This window comes from Pontibacter toksunensis (genome assembly GCF_042686245.1).
In the GTDB taxonomy this organism is placed as follows: Bacteria; Bacteroidota; Bacteroidia; order Cytophagales; family Hymenobacteraceae; genus Pontibacter; species Pontibacter toksunensis.
The window spans coordinates 26,561-46,171 of the sequence record NZ_JBHUOX010000010.1; the positions used below are offsets into that span (position 1 = coordinate 26,561).

13 protein-coding genes are annotated in these 19,611 nt (G+C 46.0%); 8 read left to right on the top strand and 5 right to left on the bottom strand.

Features of this window, described 5'->3' with window-relative positions:
- Positions 1 to 4: 4 nt before the first annotated feature.
- Positions 5 to 1,840, bottom strand: a complete 1,836-nt coding sequence (locus ACFS7Z_RS14100) for an outer membrane protein assembly factor BamB family protein (RefSeq protein WP_377485639.1) — start codon at positions 1,838 to 1,840, stop codon at positions 5 to 7.
- Between the two features lie 608 nt (positions 1,841 to 2,448).
- On the opposite strand from ACFS7Z_RS14100, the gene ACFS7Z_RS14105 reads away from it, so the two are divergent.
- Entirely contained in the window at positions 2,449 to 3,498 is a 1,050-nt protein-coding gene (locus tag ACFS7Z_RS14105; RefSeq protein WP_377485641.1) for a hypothetical protein, read from the top strand.
- Positions 3,499 to 3,579: 81 nt separating this feature from the next.
- A complete protein-coding gene (locus ACFS7Z_RS14110) occupies positions 3,580 to 4,878 on the top strand; it encodes a hypothetical protein (protein WP_377485643.1) in 1,299 nt (432 codons plus the stop codon).
- A gap of 5 nt (positions 4,879 to 4,883) precedes the next feature.
- Here the strand turns inward: ACFS7Z_RS14110 and ACFS7Z_RS14115 are convergent, their stop codons facing one another.
- The 3 genes from ACFS7Z_RS14115 to ACFS7Z_RS14125 form a co-directional block, all read right to left on the bottom strand.
- Positions 4,884 to 5,666 (bottom strand): polysaccharide deacetylase family protein, encoded by a 783-nt coding sequence (locus tag ACFS7Z_RS14115; protein ID WP_377485645.1) that lies wholly within the window; start codon positions 5,664 to 5,666, stop codon positions 4,884 to 4,886.
- A 397-nt stretch (positions 5,667 to 6,063) separates the two neighbouring features.
- Entirely contained in the window at positions 6,064 to 7,641 is a 1,578-nt protein-coding gene (locus ACFS7Z_RS14120; protein ID WP_377485647.1) for a SulP family inorganic anion transporter, read from the bottom strand.
- A 399-nt stretch (positions 7,642 to 8,040) separates the two neighbouring features.
- Complete coding sequence (locus tag ACFS7Z_RS14125) at positions 8,041 to 9,006, bottom strand: hypothetical protein (RefSeq protein WP_377485649.1); 966 nt, start codon at positions 9,004 to 9,006, stop codon at positions 8,041 to 8,043.
- 621 nt (positions 9,007 to 9,627) lie between these two features.
- Between ACFS7Z_RS14125 and ACFS7Z_RS14130 the strand changes: the two genes are divergently transcribed.
- The 4 genes from ACFS7Z_RS14130 (at position 9,628) to ACFS7Z_RS14145 (ending at position 14,533) form a co-directional block, all read left to right on the top strand.
- Positions 9,628 to 9,834, top strand: coding sequence for a dodecin family protein (locus ACFS7Z_RS14130; protein WP_377485651.1), 207 nt, complete (start codon positions 9,628 to 9,630; stop codon positions 9,832 to 9,834).
- 331 nt (positions 9,835 to 10,165) lie between these two features.
- Positions 10,166 to 11,770, top strand: a complete 1,605-nt coding sequence (locus ACFS7Z_RS14135; RefSeq protein WP_377485653.1) for a peptide chain release factor 3 — start codon at positions 10,166 to 10,168, stop codon at positions 11,768 to 11,770.
- Positions 11,771 to 12,151: 381 nt separating this feature from the next.
- The gene (locus ACFS7Z_RS14140; protein WP_377485655.1) at positions 12,152 to 12,799 is read left to right on the top strand and encodes a class I SAM-dependent methyltransferase; all 648 of its coding nucleotides are present in this window, start codon (positions 12,152 to 12,154) and stop codon (positions 12,797 to 12,799) included.
- Positions 12,800 to 13,333: 534 nt separating this feature from the next.
- Complete coding sequence (locus ACFS7Z_RS14145) at positions 13,334 to 14,533, top strand: MFS transporter (RefSeq protein ID WP_377485657.1); 1,200 nt, start codon at positions 13,334 to 13,336, stop codon at positions 14,531 to 14,533.
- Between the two features lie 226 nt (positions 14,534 to 14,759).
- Here the strand turns inward: ACFS7Z_RS14145 and ACFS7Z_RS14150 are convergent, their stop codons facing one another.
- Positions 14,760 to 16,763, bottom strand: coding sequence for a heavy metal translocating P-type ATPase (locus tag ACFS7Z_RS14150; RefSeq protein WP_377485659.1), 2,004 nt, complete (start codon positions 16,761 to 16,763; stop codon positions 14,760 to 14,762).
- Positions 16,764 to 17,318: 555 nt separating this feature from the next.
- Here ACFS7Z_RS14150 and ACFS7Z_RS14155 point away from each other — a divergent pair.
- Both ACFS7Z_RS14155 and ACFS7Z_RS14160 read left to right on the top strand, forming a co-directional pair.
- Positions 17,319 to 18,641 (top strand): erythromycin esterase family protein, encoded by a 1,323-nt coding sequence (locus tag ACFS7Z_RS14155; protein ID WP_377485661.1) that lies wholly within the window; start codon positions 17,319 to 17,321, stop codon positions 18,639 to 18,641.
- 42 nt (positions 18,642 to 18,683) lie between these two features.
- Positions 18,684 to 19,598: an isoaspartyl peptidase/L-asparaginase family protein gene (locus ACFS7Z_RS14160; protein ID WP_377485663.1), complete on the top strand. Its 915-nt coding sequence runs from the start codon at positions 18,684 to 18,686 to the stop codon at positions 19,596 to 19,598.
- Positions 19,599 to 19,611: the final 13 nt, after the last annotated feature.

Sequence of the window (19,611 nt, forward strand, 5' to 3'; positions counted from 1 at the left end):
CCTCTCAAACTACCGCACCATCTGATGCGTTTAATTTTAAAGTCAGGAAGTCACTTCTAACAGCAAGGCCGGAGGTACCTGCCAAGTACACACCACCAGCGCCATCCAACGCAATGGCTTCTAACCTGTCATGTACGCCACCATCATAGGTTCTTACCCATAGCTCCTCTCCCGAATTAGAGTATTTTACAACCCTGATGTCGTTCCCAATACCAAAACCAGTGCTTATCCCGGCAACGTAAATGTTTCCCGCTGCATCCACTGCTGAAGCTCTAACAAAATCATGTAGATGACCTGTTGCTTCATATTGTTCATTCCATAAAACAGCACCCCTCTCCACACTATACGAAACTATAAAAAGGTTACTGTTTATCCTGTTATCTGTAGTATATGCTGAACCCATCACATAGGGGATCCCAGATTCATCCACGAGTAGCGCGATATGAGGGGTAGACGTTAAGCTCCTAAAAGGCCTAAGCGAAGTAAGGCTGGCCCTATAAAACTTATTCCAGATGAGGCTACCGTTCATGCTGTTGATACGAAGCGTTGCAATACCGTTATCTATACCTACAGAATCGCTTATGCTGGTCAGGTACACATCATCGGCATTCCCGACATGAACCTGAGGTGCAGAAAGGAAATTTCCAGTAACCCCGGTAAATGTTTCTTCCCAAAGCCCCTCTCCACTAGCAGACTCGTATTTTATAGTATAGAACGTCCTTTGGGCATTACTTAATCCGAAATGACCTGCCACATAAACCCCTCCCGAACCATCCAGCGCGATGGAAGGGTCCGTTGCAGAATTACTGTTGTAGCGGGATTCCCATACCTGGTTTCCATTCTCGCTGTTATACTTCATGGTAACCACGCCAGCGCTAACCCCACCAGTACCGAACATACTTCTATATTTCGCTGCCACGTATACATCACCTTCATCGTCTATTGCAAGAAATGTATTAATGGGCTGAAACTGCAGTGAGCCCCCAACGTCTACAAGAGTGTCACCGGTATAGGCAGCGCTCCACAGTTCTTCTCCATTATCAGCATCATACCTGATGGTGGCGATATCATATACTTGATAGCTCGGGCCATGTCCTGGAAAGGATATAACTTCTCTAAAGCTTTTGCCTGTCACGACAACCCCTCCCTCTTTATCCACTGCGATAGCAGAAGCCTTATCATTCCCTTTACCAACCCCATCATACTGCCTGTCCCAAAGCAAGTCTCCGTTCATACCATTGTATTTTAGCGTTAGGTAATTTTGCAAAGTAGAACTCGCTATGCTTGTTCCTGTCAGGTATAGGTTAGCAGACTCATCTATTGTGACAGCATGTACTTCTTTATCTTCATCCCCTTCAGCGAATTCTGAATCCCAAATTTTCTCTCCGTTTTCTACATTAAGTTTAAACAGAATAATATCCTGTTTTATTATGAAGGGAGCAGTCTCCGTCTGCCTGACACCGGTCACATAAACGCCACCCAACCCATCAAGGACTATGGCACGGGCTTCATCACTAAACTGCGAAATGCTCCTGCCGCTTTCTTCTACAAACCTTGAAGCCCAGAGTACTTCCCCGGATGGGGAGTACTTCACCGTCAGGATTTCTCCGTGGTTCTGCAACGAGCCAAAACTGTAAGCAGGTGCAGTGAAACTGGTACTTGTTAAATATATATTCCCTTCCGCGTCTATGGCCGAGGCCTGGAAGTATTCATCCCCCGGCCCTTCACCATCGTGGAGCCGGACCCATTCCTCCGTCACGTTTTGGGCAAGAGAAGGAATGCAGCGCACCAGGCAAATGATAATAAAAAAGTAAGGAAAAAGCTGGCGGAAACAAGGCATTCCAGTTAAAAGTGAAAGTACGGGAGAAATCATACGCCAGAAAATGAAATATTTTAGATTACAAACCAGGCAGGTAAAACTCCTTAACTGAGAATGAAATGGCTACAAAGGAAGTTAAGGTAGAAAAGAGGTGAAGGGCAGTTAAAGCCAGCAGCGATAACAGCAGAAGGTAACTGAACTGCCAGTATCACCAGAGGGTAGTAGTTAGGCGCAATTTTACAAGCCGCCCCGGATTCACATTTCAGGTAAAGCTGCTGCGAAAACAGCAAAAGCGGCAAGCATTGGCAGCAGTGAAAACATGCATGTGGCATTTTCCTGCTTACGTTTAATCATGTATGGTTTTAAATTAAAAAAGTTTCTTCTGTACAGAAGTTTTTGTCTCTTCTGAAGAAAGCAAAGCAGAAAGGAGCGCAAAATGCAGCTTACCCCTGCTGTAATACAAAAAATTTTTAGACTCCCTGTTACTATATTATACACAATTAATCATAGCAACAACTGAATATTCAGGAGGCGGGGTTATACAATATAATAATATTTTGTTATTTTTATATTTAAAGTTGTTTTGTACGTATAGTTGTTTTTACCTTCAGCATTTAAACCCTGCTTCAATGATTGTTCTAAGGGATCACCCCGGGAGGCTGTGTAACAGATTGTGGTCTTATGTGCCCTTTATTTCTTTCTGCCTGAAACACGGGCAGGAGCTGCTTATACTTCATTTCGATAGATATTACGATTTGTTTGACGACCTGGAGGCTGTACCCGGTATTCGGCTGCAGAAACACCATACTGCAGGGAAACTCACCCTGGGCAGCAGGCTGCTGCACCGTGTTATCCCGAAGCTACCGGAGCCTGCACTTCGATTTACGAATATTTATTCTGACAAAGACTTCTGGGAAAACGAACGCTGGAGTTCTGCTTTGCCTGCTCATAAAACACATATATACTTTAAAAGCGGAGTGGAACACCTGCAAAAAAGCCTTTTTCTACCTGAACACCACGAGAAAGTACGCCTGTTATTCAGGCCCAGGCAGGCGATTATATATAAGATAGCGCAGCAGCTAGAGGAACAACGCACAAAGCATCAGGTTGTAGTGGGCGTACACATCCGCCGGAGCGACTACCGCTGGTTTAAAAGAGGCGCCTACTACTTCCAAGACTCTACCTATTACAATTACATGGCAGCACTGGAGACAGAGCTGCAGGCAGCCGGAAAAAGTGTTTCCTTTTTACTTAGCTCTGACGAGAAATTAAATCAATCCCATTTCAAAGGGCTGAACACCTTCCAGATTTCCAACTCTGTGGATGTAGAGGACTTGTATGCTTTGAGCTTAACAGATTATATTATAGGAGTTCCAAGTACTTTCTCTATGTGGGCCTCCTTTTATGGGAAGGTACCTCTCCGGATTCTACAGTTTGAGGATGAGAAAATTTCCTTAAATCAATTCAGCGTGATTGTAGCACAGGATGTGTTTGAAAATGGGGAAAGGTTTACTCATCACGACTGGCTTAACAAAAGCACCGGCCTGAAAGGTCAGGCACAAATACTCCTCAAGGCGCAAAACAGTGCCTTCCCGGAACCGCAGGTAAAACCAGATATGGAGAAAAGTACAGACATAAAGTACCTTTATATGCAAAATTCCTCATTTTTTAAATTTTGAGAATCAGAACAAAGATCGGGCTCTTTCCAACTCTCACTAATCTGAAACTTAAATCAAAGTAATTCTTCATTGCCTGCTTACATGCGTCAACTTAAAGTTTGTTATGTTATTTATGGGGAGGAGATATGGAGCCCCTTGCTTAAAAGGCAGGTGCTGGAGTTGCTACAAACAGTGGCCGGATTAGACAAGCGCCTGAAGATACGGCTTTTGTACATCTACCCCTGGTTCTGGCAATATACCAAAAAGAGCCATTTCGAAAACTTCAAAAAAGAATTCACTGCACACCCGGTTGAGCTGAAATTTCTGCCGGTTCCTTTCCCGTTTCCGTTGCCTTACTTTTTTCCTGTCTATAAAAAGGGGCTGGGCTTCAGGCCGCATGAAGCCCACACCGGCACTTTTCTATGGGTGCTAAAACTGCTGATGCTGCCATTGCTCTACAAATATTTTCTTGTAGATGGTTTTTCAATCTTTCATTGCAGGAGTTACCGGGCAGCTGCTACCGTGCTAGCTTTTAAGAAGCTAAGTGGCCGTATCAAACTGATATTTGATCCACGTTCCGATTATCCGGAGGAAAACCTTATACAGAACTCATGGAAAAGAGAAAGCGCGCCTTTCCGATTCTGGAAAAGACAAGAGAAGGAGCTTTTAGAAAAGTCCTCTGTTACCGTGTGCATCTCTGATCAATACCACCAGCATTACCAGAAAATCAGTCCGGGGTTTGCTTTCAGAGTGATTCCTAATAATGTATGCTGTTATGATTTTAAGTTTGACGCGGAATACAGAAACCGCTACAGAGACAGGTATAAACTGAACGGTAAGGTGGTGTTCTGCTACCTGGGCACTTTAGGCGCTGGCACCTGGCATGACCCACTGGTTTATGCGGAACTGATATTGCGCTTTCGGTTAATTGCTAACAGGCACCTGTTCCTGTTCCTGATACCGCAGGGCGCCCGGCATTTTACAGAGAAAGTTTTTCTTGACAGCGGCATCAGCGAAAGTGAATACCTGTTGCTGTCGCCGGATTATGATGAGGTTCCGAAGCTGTTATCAGCAGCAGATTACGGTTTAATGTTTTTAAGGAAAGAAAAAATAGCCCTCGGAACCAAAATAGTGGAGTATAACGCAGTAGGTTTGCCGGTGCTGGTAAACAGTAATGTGCGCAGTGCTGCCAGTTATGTGCAGCAGAACAATACGGGCAGAGTAGTAGACCTCGGTTTGGGGGACCTGGATGTTGTTCAGACTCCCGTGGAGGGCATGGACTTCAGGAAATTATGTAATGAACTGCCCGGGGACCAAATCGCAGAAACGGCAAGAGCGCATTTTTCAAATGAAAAGGTAGCCGCTGCGTATCTGGAAACTTACCAGTTGCTGGAGAGCTGAATTTCTCAAAATCCGGAGAAAGTATACCCTTCGGAATGGATTTCATTTATCACCTCCTTAAAGGTGGCGAAGGTCTTTTCACAATCGTGCATCAGCACAATCTCACCCGAGTCTGAATAAAGCATGCCGTACTGTGCTTCCGGAACAGCACCCCTGCAATCGAAAGGGTTTCGGGAAAAAAGCCTTTGCAGCACATCTCCTTCAGTGCGTATACCAAACATGCCTTCGTCACTCTTCAGGCACCATTCCATCACATCCATTGTCCAATGCAGGTCTTTGTCCTGCAGTAGTTTCTGGTTATAGTAGGCATACGTAATACTTGGCAACTCCGGAACGGCATAACCGAGTTCTGCCAGCCTTTCCTGGATAGCGTTTTTCTTTATTTTTTTCCAGGGGAAAAAGCTGCGTGTAAAAATTCTGCCCCGTCGGCCATCCCCTTTGTCTCCGTACGGAAAACGGAAAAACTTCTTTTCCCACACCACTCCTGCCTCGGCATGGATTTCTTCTAAAAGCCCGTCGGCTATGGCTATATCATCGAGTGCTTCTTTTGTAGAGAGCTTTGAAAAATGCTGGTGCGCAAACGAATGGTTGCCTAGTATAAAACCCATGGAAAGCGCTTTTACCGCCAGCCGCTTCTGGTGTTGCAGGGTGTTCCCGATACAAAAAATCAAGGGCTGGATATCCTTTTGCACCAGAAAATCCAGCATATCCTCAGATGCTGCTGTAGGAAAATCATCTATCGTGAGGTAAAGCCTTTTCAGTGATGCAGGCTGTTTTGTATCTTCCATTTATAGGTGCCGGTAAAGCCACTCCTGAGAGCTAGGTTTATGCTGTAATCTGTGAATAGATTTAACAGAAGCCTAAATATAAGAATAAAGTTATATTTCACAAGCGACGGAAACGCATTAGCCACAGCCATAAGAAAAGCTGTGCAGGAAATTCCCGCACAGCTTTTCTACCTGCAGCCAAGCAGCAGGCTTACTTAAAGGTAACAGTAGCTACCGTGTAATACCAAATCACATAAAGTGTATTCCATAGGCATGAGAGCTTTCTTCTGTCTAAGCTTCCGTAGTAACGGTTCATCCAGTGGCATCAGACCTACTGTTCTATAGCTATTGCGCTGTGCTCCAGCCGAGTGGCCTCGTCGTGGGGGTAGAGGTATAAGTACCCTTTACATATTTCCTTTTAAGCAGTGATTCCAAATTTATCCAAACCAATCAAAGTCAGGCTGATATTTTTATAGGCGGCTGTGTTCTTGAACTCTTCAATTATCTCCAGCACATCATCATCTATGTTCACAGAACGGGAGGCGTCAATCACTACCTCAGAGTTTCTGGCCACATGATCGAGCGTCAGCATCATGCTGGCTTTATTCAGGAATGTAACATCCTGCGAAAGCACCAGTTCTACTTTCTCCCCCTCATGATGGCTCTCCTTATCGAAAAAGAAAGGTGTTTTATAGTTGTCGCGCAATATAACAAACACAGATACTGCGCCCCCAATCATGATACCCGTAATCAGGTCGGTGAACATTACGGCTAGGACAGTGGCGAAAAAAGGTATGAACTGCCTCTTACCCGCCCTGAACATATTCCTGTAAAGCGTAAAAGAGGTCAGCCTGTAGCCCACTACAAACAGAATTGCTGACAAAGACGCCAACGGAATCATATTCAGTATCCGGGGAATAGCCATCACGCAGATCAGCATAATAGTACCGTGCGTAATGGTGGAAAGCGGTGTTCTACCTCCTGCTGTAACGTTGGCAGAAGTACGCACAATAACAGCTGTTACAGGTAAACCACCTATAAACCCAGACACGATGTTTCCTATTCCCTGGGCTTTCAACTCCCGGTTAGTAGAGGTTTTGCGCTTGTACGGGTCCAGTTTATCTCCAGCCTCGGTACTTAGCAAAGACTCCAGGCTGGCGATAAAGGTAATACTAAGGGCTATGGTATACAGTTCCGGATTCGTAATCTGGGAGAAGTCAGGAAATGTAAAGAAGGAAAAGAAATCCACTATTCCGTCTGCCGCCGGAAGCTGCACCAGGTGGTTTTGTGCCAGTGCCAGTTCCGGGAAATAAGTTTTGTACAGGAGGTTAATCCCAATACTCACGATAACTGCCACCAGAGCGGATGGAACAAACTTAAAAAAAGGAAACCGTTTGAGGGCAGGCTGGTCCCATGCAAAGATAATAGCAAGCGAAACTAACGTTATAATTGTTGCTCCCAGGCTGATATACTCCACAATGTTGTTGATGACAGCAAAAATGCCTTCTACAAAACCGTCTTCCATACCACCAAATAAGTCTTCGCCTCTGTACCCGAAGGCATGCGGAATCTGGTTAATAATAAGTATAAGACCGATAGAAGCCAGGATGCCCTTGATCATCGAAGAAGGAAAAAAGTAGGCGATAGTTCCTGCTCTTATGTAGCCCAGTATGATCTGGAATATACCAGCGATGATGGTGGCACTCAGTACAACCTCGAACGAATACGATTGTATAGCCGTAAACACAATAAGGGCTACGCTTGCTGCCGGACCACTAACATTAATTTTAGCCCCACTAACTAAGCCCACCACAATGCCCCCAACGATACCGGCAATAATTCCGGAAAAGAGAGGAGCACCGGACGCCAGGGAAATACCCAAACATAAAGGGAGTGCAATTAGAAAAACAACAAGGCCCGACGGTATGTCTGTTTTTACATGTGAGAACATCCCGCTCTTTACCTCTCCGGGTAGCGGTGTATTGTTTTGATCCATAAAAGTGATTTGTAATGATTTATTTAATTGAATGTCTTTGGCTGTAGGTCCATACCTCAGATGTACCTGAATTTTGAATCTACCCTGATGCTCCAGAAGTTAAATGCAAGCCCCGTCTGCCTTGTATGGGCAGTATGCTTCATGGATCAGGAAGATCAGGGAAAGGACAGCTTATAGCATGGGATTGCCTGCTGCCTGTATCAGACTAAATCAGTCTGGAGTAATGAATGTATGTAGGACTGTTGAATTCATTGTGGCTGCAAAGGTAGCCATTTTGCTTAAAGCATCAAAATGCTTCTTCTTTATATGCTTTCAAAGCGCAACTAAGCACCTGTATTGTAGCAGTTAAAGAGAAACCCAAAAACAGTGATAACGCTATTATTGCTTAGCTGTTTGTATTTACAATACTTTCTCGAGTTGCTCGAACAAAGAATCAGTGCTGCTGGCATGTATAATCCTTGCTCCCGATAAGGCAGGGAAAATGGTGGAGAATTCATTCAGGTGCACTTCCTTGGGATTTCCTTTGGATAGTATAAAATTAACTCCTCCAAAACAACTCGCGAGGGCCGCGGTACCACCATGCATGGATATAAAATGGTTGCAGTTAGAATAAACCATCAGTTGTAGATGATTAAAATTATTTACAATTGACCTGTGCTGCTCATACAGATCATTCACTAAAAGAACTTCAGGGTGATTCTCCCTTAACCAACTGTATTCATTCAAATCAAGGGTTTCACTATTATCTGTTATAATCTGAGTGGGAAGAGGCCGGTTATAGACAATTTGATACTTAGATCTGTAAAGGGATATTATTTTCTCCAGATCTTCAATTCCTAAAAAGTTCAGGGGTGCACTGTCCCATTCAATGTTAAACTTGTTAGAAATAACTAAAAGAGGTTTCTCATATACAAAGACATCATTCTTGAAGTGCTGTTTGTACGGAACTCTTTTCCACTTTGAGAAGCTGAAGGAATTACTGTGAGTCATGTTTGGGAACTCATAGTTGCTATAAGAGAATTCCCAGTCCCGCTCCTCAAATCTTTCTTCGTGGTTATCGCTAAAGAAATAGAGTTCTTTAGTATTCCTGCAAGAGATAGTTTTTTTTAAGGTGCCGTTCAAGTAGTGCCAGTAGGCAAATGGTATGACATAGCGTAATTCCTGATCAAATTCACCTTTATAGGAGATAACCTTATATTTATCTTTTTTAATATAATCACGGAAAAGATACTTGGTCTGATTGATCCTGCAGAAATAATTATCTCTGATAAAATACCGATAATCTTTCTCGATTTTTGGATACTTGAGAGAAGCCACAAGGTAGAGTAACTTCAGGACAACACTTTGCATTGTTTTATTTAACATATATCCTCTCTAACATAGCAGATGTCAGCAGAAAAATCAATAAGTAATTTATTTATAAGGAGTTACTGCAGAAACAAATAGCCAGACATGGAAAGGAGGTAGATCGTATTTTGTGCTTGATACCAGAAAGGTTCGTTCTTTTTATTTATTCAAAACCCTGAATCTTACGGCACATTTTATATTAGGGTTGGCCTCGACTGCAAAGATGAGGAATAATATTTTGAAGCGTTGCTGCCAGATAGCTGATCTTCTGGAAGTTGCGGCACACTTTAGTATTCATCCCCTTCTTACTGTTTTTTAAGAAACAAGGACAACAATTTTAATTAAGCAAACCCTTTCTATAGTATCTGATATGAAAGTAGTACCAGGTAGAAGACTCAACACCAGTACGGCCTATTTTCAGCCTTTTTTGTTCTCAGTAGAAAAGTAACCCAAGTCAAAAACTTTTCTAAAGCACCGTATTCGCAGAACTTTATAACTTTTTTCAGGAGCAGACACATTTTCAAAATACTTTACCCTTGGCATAAATAATCTAGTGAAGCGACAGTTAGTCTAACTATAAGTTTGCTGTCGCGTAAAAAAATTGATAATAAAATATTTTTTCACTTAAATTTTATAGTCATGCCAATAGTTAAAGTTATAGAGGTAATCGCAGGTTCAGAAAAAAGTTTTGATGATGCAACACGCAATGCGCTCGCAGAAGCAGCTAAATCCGTTAAAAACATAAAGTCCATTTACATCAAGGAAATGACCGCAAACGTAACCGACAATAAAATAGTGTCTTACGGAGTGAATGCGAAAATTTCTTTCGAAGTAGACAACCTGTAGAAATCTGAAAACATCAACGGTCTACAAGGGCAACCCCGCGGTTGCCCTTTTTTTTGCCTCTGTTTCTGTTCGCGCCCTTTCTCGATAAGAACTTTTGCCGCGGCAACGCCATCAACCTCACACTTCCTGCAGCTCTTTGCCTTCTTTATTGTTTGCATAGTCAGGTTTTTGTACTTTTACATCTTTAAGAATGGCTACAGTAAAAACAACACGCCAACAGTCCTTTATGTGCTCATCCTTCTCCTGAACAAGCAGGACAACTGGACCTGTACTTTCTGAATTATAATTAAATGCTTTACCTGGCAGAGCAAGCCAGAGAACACCTGACCTGATGACAACTGAAGAAATCCTTAAAAGAAGGACGTTCGCGATTATAAGCCACCCTGATGCTGGCAAGACCACGCTTACTGAAAAACTGCTTCTTTTCGGAGGCGCTATCAATACCGCCGGAGCTGTAAAGAGCAATAAAATCAATAAAACTGCCACTTCCGACTTTCTTGAGATAGAGAAACAACGTGGTATCTCAGTGGCCACCTCTGTCATGGGTTTTGAATATGCGGGCTACAAAGTGAATATACTGGATACTCCCGGCCACCGCGACTTCGCAGAAGACACATACCGTACGCTGTCTGCTGTGGACAGTGTAATTCTGGTGGTAGATAGTGTGAAAGGCGTGGAGGAGCAAACAAGAAAGCTGATGCAGGTTTGCCGCATGCGCAACACACCTGTGATCATCTTCATCAACAAAATGGACCGGGAGGGACGCGACCCTTACGAACTGCTGGATGAACTGGAGCGGGAGCTGAACATACATGTGCGCCCACTGAGCTGGCCAATTGGGATGGGAGCCCGGTTCAAGGGCGTATATAACATCTATGAGAAAGAACTCCGCCTCTTCTCGGTAAACAAAACCAAGATGGCGAAGGATGTGGTTGAGATTGAGGATATAACTGATGCACAGGTAGACCAGCTCATAGGGCCAGCCTTTGCAGCACAGCTGCGGGAGGACGTGGATTTTCTGGAAGGATATTACGAGGACTTTGACCTGGGCCTATACAGGGAAGCGTACCTGGCGCCTGTCTTCTTCGGAAGTGCCATCAATAACTTTGGTGTGGGTGAACTGCTGGATACTTTTGTAAAGATAGCTCCTTTCCCGCAACCACGGGAGGCATCGCAGCGCGAAGTACGGCCGGAGGAGGATACCTTCAGCGGCTTTATCTTTAAAATTCACGCCAACCTGGACCCGAACCACCGCGACCGCATTGCTTTCTGCAGGGTGTGCTCTGGCAAGTTTGAGCGTAACAAATTTTACTACCACACGCGCCTCGACAAGAAGCTTCGCTTCTCCAGCCCTACCAGCTTTATGGCCAACGAGAAGAGCCTGCTGGAGGAGGCATGGCCCGGCGACGTAGTAGGCCTTTATGATACAGGTTCTTTTAAAATCGGCGACACTCTCACAGAAGGCGAAATGCTGCAGTACAAAGGCCTGCCGAGCTTTTCGCCTGAGATTTTCAAAGAAGTAGTGAACAGGGATCCTTTCAAGACAAAACAGTTGGAGAAAGGCATACGCCAGCTGACAGACGAAGGCGTGGCGCAGCTATTTGTGCAGCAGCCGGGTTCCCGCAAAATCATCGGTACGGTGGGCGAACTGCAGTTCGACGTAATTAAATTCCGCCTGCTGCAGGAGTATGGCGCTACCGCCGATTTGCATAACCTCAACTACTACAAAGCCTGTTGGATAACGTCAGATGACAAAGAGGCATTAGCCCGGTTCATCTCCTTCAAAGGCAGCAGCATTGCCTACGATAAAGACGAAAACCCGGTGTTCTTCGCCGACACAGCCTGGGTGTTGCGGTCAGTGCAGGAATCGTACCCTGCCCTGAAATTCCACTTTACTTCAGACTTTAAGTTTGATGCTGCCACAGAGGTATATTAGACAACGATAGCTAACCAGAAAGAATACTACGCCCATAAGTCTCCCTTTGAGGCAGGGATGTTTTATTCTCCGTTTTTCTGGCGTAAGTTTTCGAAATTGTGTCTAAAAATAATATCGGGTTTGTAACCCGACTGACCAGAGGCCCAAGTATCCCGCACACTCGCGGGACGAGAGCGAGGCAATGCTAGAATGTAACCACCCTATCTTTTGAAAGGGGTGTGGAAGATGATTACACCTGTGGATGACAAAAGCGTTTTATGTAAACTAGCATAAGTTGTGAACACCCTCAAATACATAGAGGGTATGATGAATGTGATGTGTGAAAGTGTAACGCAGCATTTACATTTTAGCCAACAACCAGCACATATCGTATGCTCATGAATGACACAAACTATTGTGTGCCCTTTATGCGAGCAGCCTCCACCATTCAGGGAATTGGAAGGTCCGGATGGCAAGGACTATTACCTATGTAGCACCTGCTACCTTATATTTGCTGACAGGCGCTGGCTTCCTTCAAAAGAGGAAGAGGTAAAGCACTACCTCAACCATGAGAACGGCATACAGCACCAGGGCTACATTGATTTTCTGAACAAAGCCGTTCACCCGGCCCTTCCCTACTTAAGACCGGGTATGCAGGGCCTCGATTATGGCTGTGGCTCCGCTCCTGCAATTTCGTTGCTGCTAAAGAAAGAAGGCTATACCCTGGATAATTACGACCCTTTCTTCTTTCCTGAATTGGATGCGCAAAAGAAGTATGACTTTATTTTCTCTACCGAGTCCTTCGAACATTTCTTTAATCCAAAACAAGACCTGCAGCGACTGAGCATGCTGCTAAACAAAGAAGGTCTGCTTGTTATCATGACGGAGCAGTGGAAGAAGGAAGAAACTTTCGCGCACTGGTATTATGTGCGTGACCCGACCCATGTCTCGTTTTACCACCAGCACACTTTCCGGAAAATATGCAGCCAGTTTAACTTTGTGATTTTATTCACAGACAACAACCGGGTGACTATTCTTCGCAAAAAATAAAGGTTCCTGCTGGTTTAATGAAGAAGCAGAACAAATTAAAGGGCAAGGGGTATACACAAACCCAAAGACGACTGGAAACTTCTATAGCCGGCCTAGCGTTTACATGACATCTTATACCCATTCACAAAAACCTCCTTCCATAAAGCCAGGTCACTTTTATATGTCCGAACAGAGTGAATGAGTTTCCAGTCTATGGGTTGAGCGACTGGGGGTAGGGGTCCTCTCTTTGGAGATTTTTAGGTGCCGCTGGAGCGGCAGCGCCATAGCGCAGAAAAATTCCCAGCGCGATGCCCAAGAAGGCTCCCAGCCGGGAGAGTAAAGAGCAAAACTACAGAACAGCAGGTTGATGCCGCTGGATGAACTACAGCTACGGCAGCTCAGACAGAAAAAAAAATCAACATTCCTAAGGAATACATTTTAGGCGATTTGGTATTACTTAGTACCTTATCAGTCGCAAAAATTAATATATGATTTAGCTTATGTAGCTCTGGCTGTTGCTGTAGACAATTGCTTCACAAGCATCCAATACATTACATGAAAGCATATTATTTGTTTCTTAAGGACAACGTGCCTTACGTTGGATTCGGATGGCTCACTACATTTTTCTCCAGTTTTGGCCAGACATTCCTGATATCACTCTACGTTCCCGACATACTCAGCACATTTAATTTAACAAATGGTGCGTTTGGCACGATGTACGCCCTATGCACGGTGGCTGCCTCTGTTATTATGCTGCGCTATGGCCCTTACGTTGACTTCAAGCCTGTCCGGTTGGTTACCTATTTCACGATCTTCGGCCTTGCTGCTTCTACCATTTTGCTGGGTTTGTCCTTCCACCCCATCCTTTTGGTGATTGCGCTCACAGGGTTGCGCCTGACGGGGCAGGGCATGATGAGCCACATCAGCCTCACCATCATCTCCCGCTACTACGACAAAGACCGTGGCAAGGCGTTAAGCCTGTCCTCCCTTGGCTACTCGGTAGGTGAGGCTGTATTCCCGGTGCTCATCACGTCGCTTCTTTTGTCCTTCGGCTGGCGCTGGGCAGCAGCGGCATCAGGAGTCATGCTGCTGTTGGTGCTGGTGCCTATACTGTTCAAACTGAACCTGGAAGAATTGGACCAGCAGGAAGAAGATTTGAAGAAAGCACCGAAAGGAGTATCCCTGGCAGAATATGGTGCCCTGCTGCGCGACAAGGTATTCTGGATTCTGGGACCTGCCTCCATGGCTCTTGGTTTTATCGTAACGAGCCTTTTCTTCTTTCAATTAGTCATAGCGAAAGAACGGGGGTGGCCCTATGAAACATACTCCCTTTTCTTTGTAGGCTACGCCTTCACCAAGTTCTGCTTTTCATTGATTGGAGGTAGCTGGATAGACACCTTTTCAGCCCGTAGGGTCTTCATTTATCACCTGCTGCCACTTCTGTTCAGCCTGATAGGCCTGGCCCTGATACCGGGCCTGATTGGTGCTGCTTTTTTTCTGTTGATGATTGGCGTGGCCTCCGGACTGAGCAGCCCTGTGAAGTCAGCGCTGATTGCTGAGATGTATGGCGTTGAGCGGCTCGGTTCTGTCAGAAGCCTGTTTACTATGGTGATGGTTATCAGCACAGCACTAGGGCCAATGTTAGTAGGTCTCTTCATGGATATGGGCTACAGCATCCATTCGATTGTGCTCGTTTTGTCTGCATTTACATTTATTATAATCCTGAATGGATGGAGGCTGAAGAAAGGAACCTGAGAAATTGCTTATTCTCTGAATACCTTTTAGTTTACGATTCCCACAGGCTTTGCACCTGCCGTTGGTGAATGTGGGCAAACTGTCATCTGAAGAATAAGTATTTACCAGAAACTAAGATGGCATTTAATCCAAAGGGAGAAATCTGGAGTGCTGAACACCCCGGACTTCTCCCTCTGGTCGAAAAGAAAATATCGTTACATTGAAAGCCAAGCAGATGTAGACTTTCCTAAAACTTTGAATGTTGAATCCGGACAGCGTTCAGGATGGCTAGCAAGGCAACGCCTACATCGGCAAACACGGCCTCCCACATAGAGGCAATGCCCACAGCACCGAAAATCAGCACAGCCGCTTTCACTCCGAAAGCCATTCCGATATTTTGCCACACTACCTGCTTCGTCTTTTTACCTACTGCAATCGCAGTCGCAATTTTAGAAGGCTGGTCTGTCTGTATAACCACGTCTGCTGTTTCGATGGCTGCATCAGAGCCTAAGCCGCCCATGGCCATACCCACATCGGAGAGCGTAATTACAGGAGCATCGTTTATACCGTCACCCACAAAGGCCACCTTCCTCTGCTGTGCCTTTAGCTCTTCTACTTTGGCAACTTTATCCTGTGGCAACAGCCCACCATATGCTTCGTCTAACTGAAGTTCCTGGGCTACTTTCTGCACAATAGCGTCTTTGTCGCCGGATAGCATTACCAGACGCTTTACCCCCTGTTTACGCAAAGCTTTTACAGCTTCTGCTGCATCAGCTTTTAACTTATCTGCAATCACGATATGGCCAACATAGCTGCCGTCTACAGCTACCAGCACAGTGGTTTCCGGTACGGCATCAATGGAAATATCATACTTCACTCTGAACTGCCGGAGCAGCTTTCCGTTTCCTGCCAGCACTTCGCGGCCGTTTACCAACCCCTTCACACCATGGCCTGGAATTTCCTGCACCTGCTCTGCCTGCAGACTTACTTTGCCGGCATACCCTGTAACAGCCTGTGCTACCGGGTGCGTTGAAAAGTTTTCCACGGCCGCTACATAAGCAAGGAATTCCTGCTCATCCGGCCACAGCGTATTCACTTCCTGCACTTCAAAAACGCCTTCTGTCAGGGTTCCTGTCTTATCCATTACCACCGTATCCAGTTGTGTGACCAGGTCGAGGAAGTTAGCCCCTTTAAACAGGATACCGTTCCGCGAAGCAGCTCCAATCCCACCAAAATAGCCCAGTGGAATGGAAACCACCAAAGCACAGGGGCAGGAGATTACCAGGAACACCAGAGCCCTGTAGAACCAGTCGCCGAACACATAGGTTTCTACAAAAAAGTAAGGTAGCAGCGTAATGGCCAACGCCAGGAAAAAGACTATAGGAGTGTATACTTTGGCAAAGCGCGTAATAAACTTCTGCGTTTTGGCCTTACGGCCACTGGCCTGCTCAATCAGTTGCAATATTTTAGACAAGGCACTTTCTTCGTAAGCAGCCGTCACACGCAGGGTGGCGGCTGTATTCAGGTTAATCATGCCTGCCAGCACTTTATCGCCTTCACGCTTTGTATCGGGCTTCGACTCGCCTGTTAATGCTGCTGTGTCGAAGGAGGCTGCTGTTGTCTGCAAGTCTCCGTCAAGTGCTACCTTTTCCCCTGGCCGTACCAGAATGGTATCTCCTACTCTTACCTCTTTGGCTGGCACACTGGTCACACCTGCAGCTGTCTGCAGGTTTACCATGTCCGGTCGGTTATCGATGAGGTTCCTGATAGACCTTCTGGAGCGGATAACGGCTGCTTCCTGAAAGTGCTCTCCTACCACATAAAATAGCATCACCGCTACGCCCTCCGCATACTCACCTAAATAAAAGGCACCCAGCGTGGCCACCGTCATCAACAAAAATTCATTAAAAAAGCTGCTTCGCATGCTGGTGATGGCATGCCACACCACGCGCCATCCCACCAGCACATAAGCCAAGCCAAAGGTCAGAAATCTAAGCCAACTTGTAAACCAGGCCACATCAAAATAATCCAGCGCGATACCACCTGCCAGGAGCAAAAAACTGAGGATAGTAGGCAGATACGATTCTTTTGCCTCTTCCTGTGCCTCTGCCATCTGCCCTGCCGACACACTGCATGCCCCTCCGGAGCAGCAGCTATCCTCCACCTGCGGACCCGGTGCCGTAGCTGTTCTGGGTGATGTAATCTCTAATGGTTTAAATTCTGTTTCTATATCTGCTTTATCGTTCTTCATAATTATCTTTTCTTCCCTCTCAAAGTCCTCTGTTAAATTGTACGTATTTCCTTTCGCTTCCGCTAAAAGGGGGCCTTTACATCATGCTGCAGAGGAATTCAGCTGGTTTTTTGACTGTGAACTATTATCAACAAAGATACCACTCCTACTCCCTCGCACTATTACACAATTCTGTAAGAGAGTTATATGTTTTACTACCTGCCTTTTATTCCTTCAACAAAGAAGAATTCATTCAAATAGCTGAACACCTCCCACTTCACAAAGCAAGTGTTTCACCCTACAATCAAATACAGGATTAGTTATATTTTTTCAAACCCGGTTCACAATACCTCCTCCGTATTAAACTGTATTAATATAGCATAAAACACCAATTATTAGTTCAGTGAGCATTCCGCTTCAACTTCGTTTTATTAAAAAAGTAAAATAGAACTTACACCGCTGCAAGTGTGCTTTAGCAATGTTTTGCTAAGGGAGATACATGCTGCATAAAGGTGTCAGCACCTGAATTGTACTGCTTTTATGAGGGGAGATTTTTTAAATGAAAGGACAATTAGGATGAAAAGAATAAAACCACTATTGTTATTGATAAGCATCTTCCTGTTCTCTTGTGAAAAGGAGGAGCAAGATAACACGACAACAAATACAGGAGAACTGCCTGCCGAGGCTGTGCATGCCCTGCAAACGGAAGAGGACCTGGATGTACTTCTGAATGAGATTGGCGATGACCAGGTGGTGCTGTTGGGGGAAGCTTCACACGGTACTTCAGAGTTTTATACCTGGCGCGCAGCCATCAGCAGAAGGCTGATTGAGGAAAAGGGTTTCGATATTATTGCCGTGGAAGGGGACTGGACAGATGCTTACGTGCTGAATAACTACATCAGGGGCAACAGCAATGCCACCACAGCAGAACAGGCTCTCCTGCAGGGCTTCGACCGCTGGCCTACTTGGATGTGGGCAAACGAAGAGATAGCTGACCTGGCAGGTTGGCTGAAAACCTATAATACTGGAAAAGCCGCAGACGAGCAGGTTGGCTTCTATGGTGTGGATGTGTACGGCATGTGGGAATCAATGGAGGAAGTGAATGCTTACCTGCAGGACAAAGACCCTGCCGCCGCCCAGGCCGCCCGTGACGCGATGCTCTGCTTCGCCCCTTACAACCAGGATGAATCAGCCTACATCACCGCTACCCGCACCTCATCCGAGAACTGCAGCGATGAACTGGCCGCGCTGCTGGAAGCGGTGCAAAGGCAAGTTGAAGCTGAGTCTCCGGGGGATGAGGCAACTTTCAATGCACTACAGAATGTTTTGGTGGCCGTGAACGCAGAACGCTACTATCGCGCTTCCGCTGTGAGTAATGCGCAGTCCTGGAACATCCGGGACCAGCACATGATTGGCACCGTTAACAGGCTACTGGGACAGTATGGACCGGACGCAAAAATTATAGTATGGGAACACAACACACATGTTGGCGACGCACGAGCTACCACCATGGCAGATGCCGGTATGGTAAACGTGGGCCAGTTGGCGCGGGATGAGCATGGGGAAGAGAATGTGTACATTGTAGGGTTTGGCACGTATAGCGGGACAGTGACTGCAGCCCAGAGCTGGGGCAGTGCCACACAAACTATGACGGTGCCACAGGCACAACAGAACAGTTGGGAGTGGATGTTGCACCGGCAGGATCCGAAAGACAAAATCATACTCCTGAACGAACTGAGGCAGCATGAAAAATTCATGAAGCGAATCGGGCACCGGGCCATTGGCGTAACTTACAACCCTGGTGCTGAGTCAGGAAACTATGTTCCTTCTGTGCTGCCCGAGCGCTACGATGCTTTCGTTTTTATTGACCAGACAGAGGCGCTTCACCCTTTACAGTAGGTCCCACACCTTCCAACTTACTTCACATAAACAACACGAGCTATGAGTAAATACGCCATAGTGATACATGCAGGCGCAGAAACCGTAAAACCAGAGACGGTGGGCCCAGAGAAAGAGAAAAAGTATAAAGAGGGTCTGAAGCAGGCGCTGCAGGCGGGTTACGAGATACTGGAGCGGGGCGGCAGCGCGATGGATGCCGTGGAGGCAGCCGTAAAGAGCATGGAGGATTTTCCGCTTTTTAATGCTGGTAAAGGTGCAAACCTCAACGAGCAGGGAGACCCCATGTTCGATGCCGCCATCATGGATGGAAAAGAACTGAAAGCGGGCGCTGTGTGCAGCATCCATCATGTAAAGCACCCCATTACACTTGCCAGGGCCGTTATGGAGGAAAGCAAACATGTACTATTGTCAGGAGAAGGCGCTGAGGAATTTGCTAAAGACCAGGGGCTTGAGATGGAGGATTCTGCCTACTTCATAACAGAGGAGAGAGAGAAAAAGTGGAAAGAGAAGCAGGAGGAAGAACTGACCGGGCAGCATGACACGGTAGGTGCTGTAGCCGTGGACAAAAACGGTAACGTAGCGGCAGCCACTTCTACAGGTGGGCTCGCCTATATGCACAAAGGGCGCGTGGGTGACAGCCCCATTATTGGGGGCGGCACGTACGCGCACAACGCCTATTGCGCTGTTTCCTGCACCGGAGAGGGCGAGCCTATTATGAAAGGCGTACTGGCGCACGAAGTATGTGCCCGCATTAAATATGCCGGAAACTCGCTGCAGCAGGCCTGCTCTGAGGCAGTTAAAGTAGATGATGATAAGTTGCAGGGCGACAAAGGTATCATCGCTGTATCCCCCACCGGAGAAGTTGCTATTGCTTTTAATACCAACCAGATGAAAAGAGCGTATCGTGTAGAGGGAGAGGAACCATTTGTGGCTGTCTGGAAAGGAGACAACACCTAGAAGCCAGCGTTCC

What these genes read in the sequence shown, in the direction of transcription:
- ACFS7Z_RS14155 (WP_377485661.1), top strand. Translation starts at nt 17,319, where the DNA reads ATGAAAAGAATAAAACCACTATTGTTATTGATAAGCATCTTCCTGTTC.
- ACFS7Z_RS14125 (WP_377485649.1), bottom strand. Translation starts at nt 9,006, where the DNA reads ATGTTAAATAAAACAATGCAAAGTGTTGTCCTGAAGTTACTCTACCTT.
- ACFS7Z_RS14135 (WP_377485653.1), top strand. Translation starts at nt 10,166, where the DNA reads ATGACAACTGAAGAAATCCTTAAAAGAAGGACGTTCGCGATTATAAGC.
- ACFS7Z_RS14115 (WP_377485645.1), bottom strand. Translation starts at nt 5,666, where the DNA reads ATGGAAGATACAAAACAGCCTGCATCACTGAAAAGGCTTTACCTCACG.
- ACFS7Z_RS14150 (WP_377485659.1), bottom strand. Translation starts at nt 16,763, where the DNA reads ATGAAGAACGATAAAGCAGATATAGAAACAGAATTTAAACCATTAGAG.
- ACFS7Z_RS14160 (WP_377485663.1), top strand. Translation starts at nt 18,684, where the DNA reads ATGAGTAAATACGCCATAGTGATACATGCAGGCGCAGAAACCGTAAAA.
- ACFS7Z_RS14145 (WP_377485657.1), top strand. Translation starts at nt 13,334, where the DNA reads ATGAAAGCATATTATTTGTTTCTTAAGGACAACGTGCCTTACGTTGGA.
- ACFS7Z_RS14100 (WP_377485639.1), bottom strand. Translation starts at nt 1,840, where the DNA reads ATGCCTTGTTTCCGCCAGCTTTTTCCTTACTTTTTTATTATCATTTGC.
- ACFS7Z_RS14140 (WP_377485655.1), top strand. Translation starts at nt 12,152, where the DNA reads ATGACACAAACTATTGTGTGCCCTTTATGCGAGCAGCCTCCACCATTC.
- ACFS7Z_RS14130 (WP_377485651.1), top strand. Translation starts at nt 9,628, where the DNA reads ATGCCAATAGTTAAAGTTATAGAGGTAATCGCAGGTTCAGAAAAAAGT.
- ACFS7Z_RS14120 (WP_377485647.1), bottom strand. Translation starts at nt 7,641, where the DNA reads ATGGATCAAAACAATACACCGCTACCCGGAGAGGTAAAGAGCGGGATG.
- ACFS7Z_RS14105 (WP_377485641.1), top strand. Translation starts at nt 2,449, where the DNA reads ATGATTGTTCTAAGGGATCACCCCGGGAGGCTGTGTAACAGATTGTGG.
- ACFS7Z_RS14110 (WP_377485643.1), top strand. Translation starts at nt 3,580, where the DNA reads ATGCGTCAACTTAAAGTTTGTTATGTTATTTATGGGGAGGAGATATGG.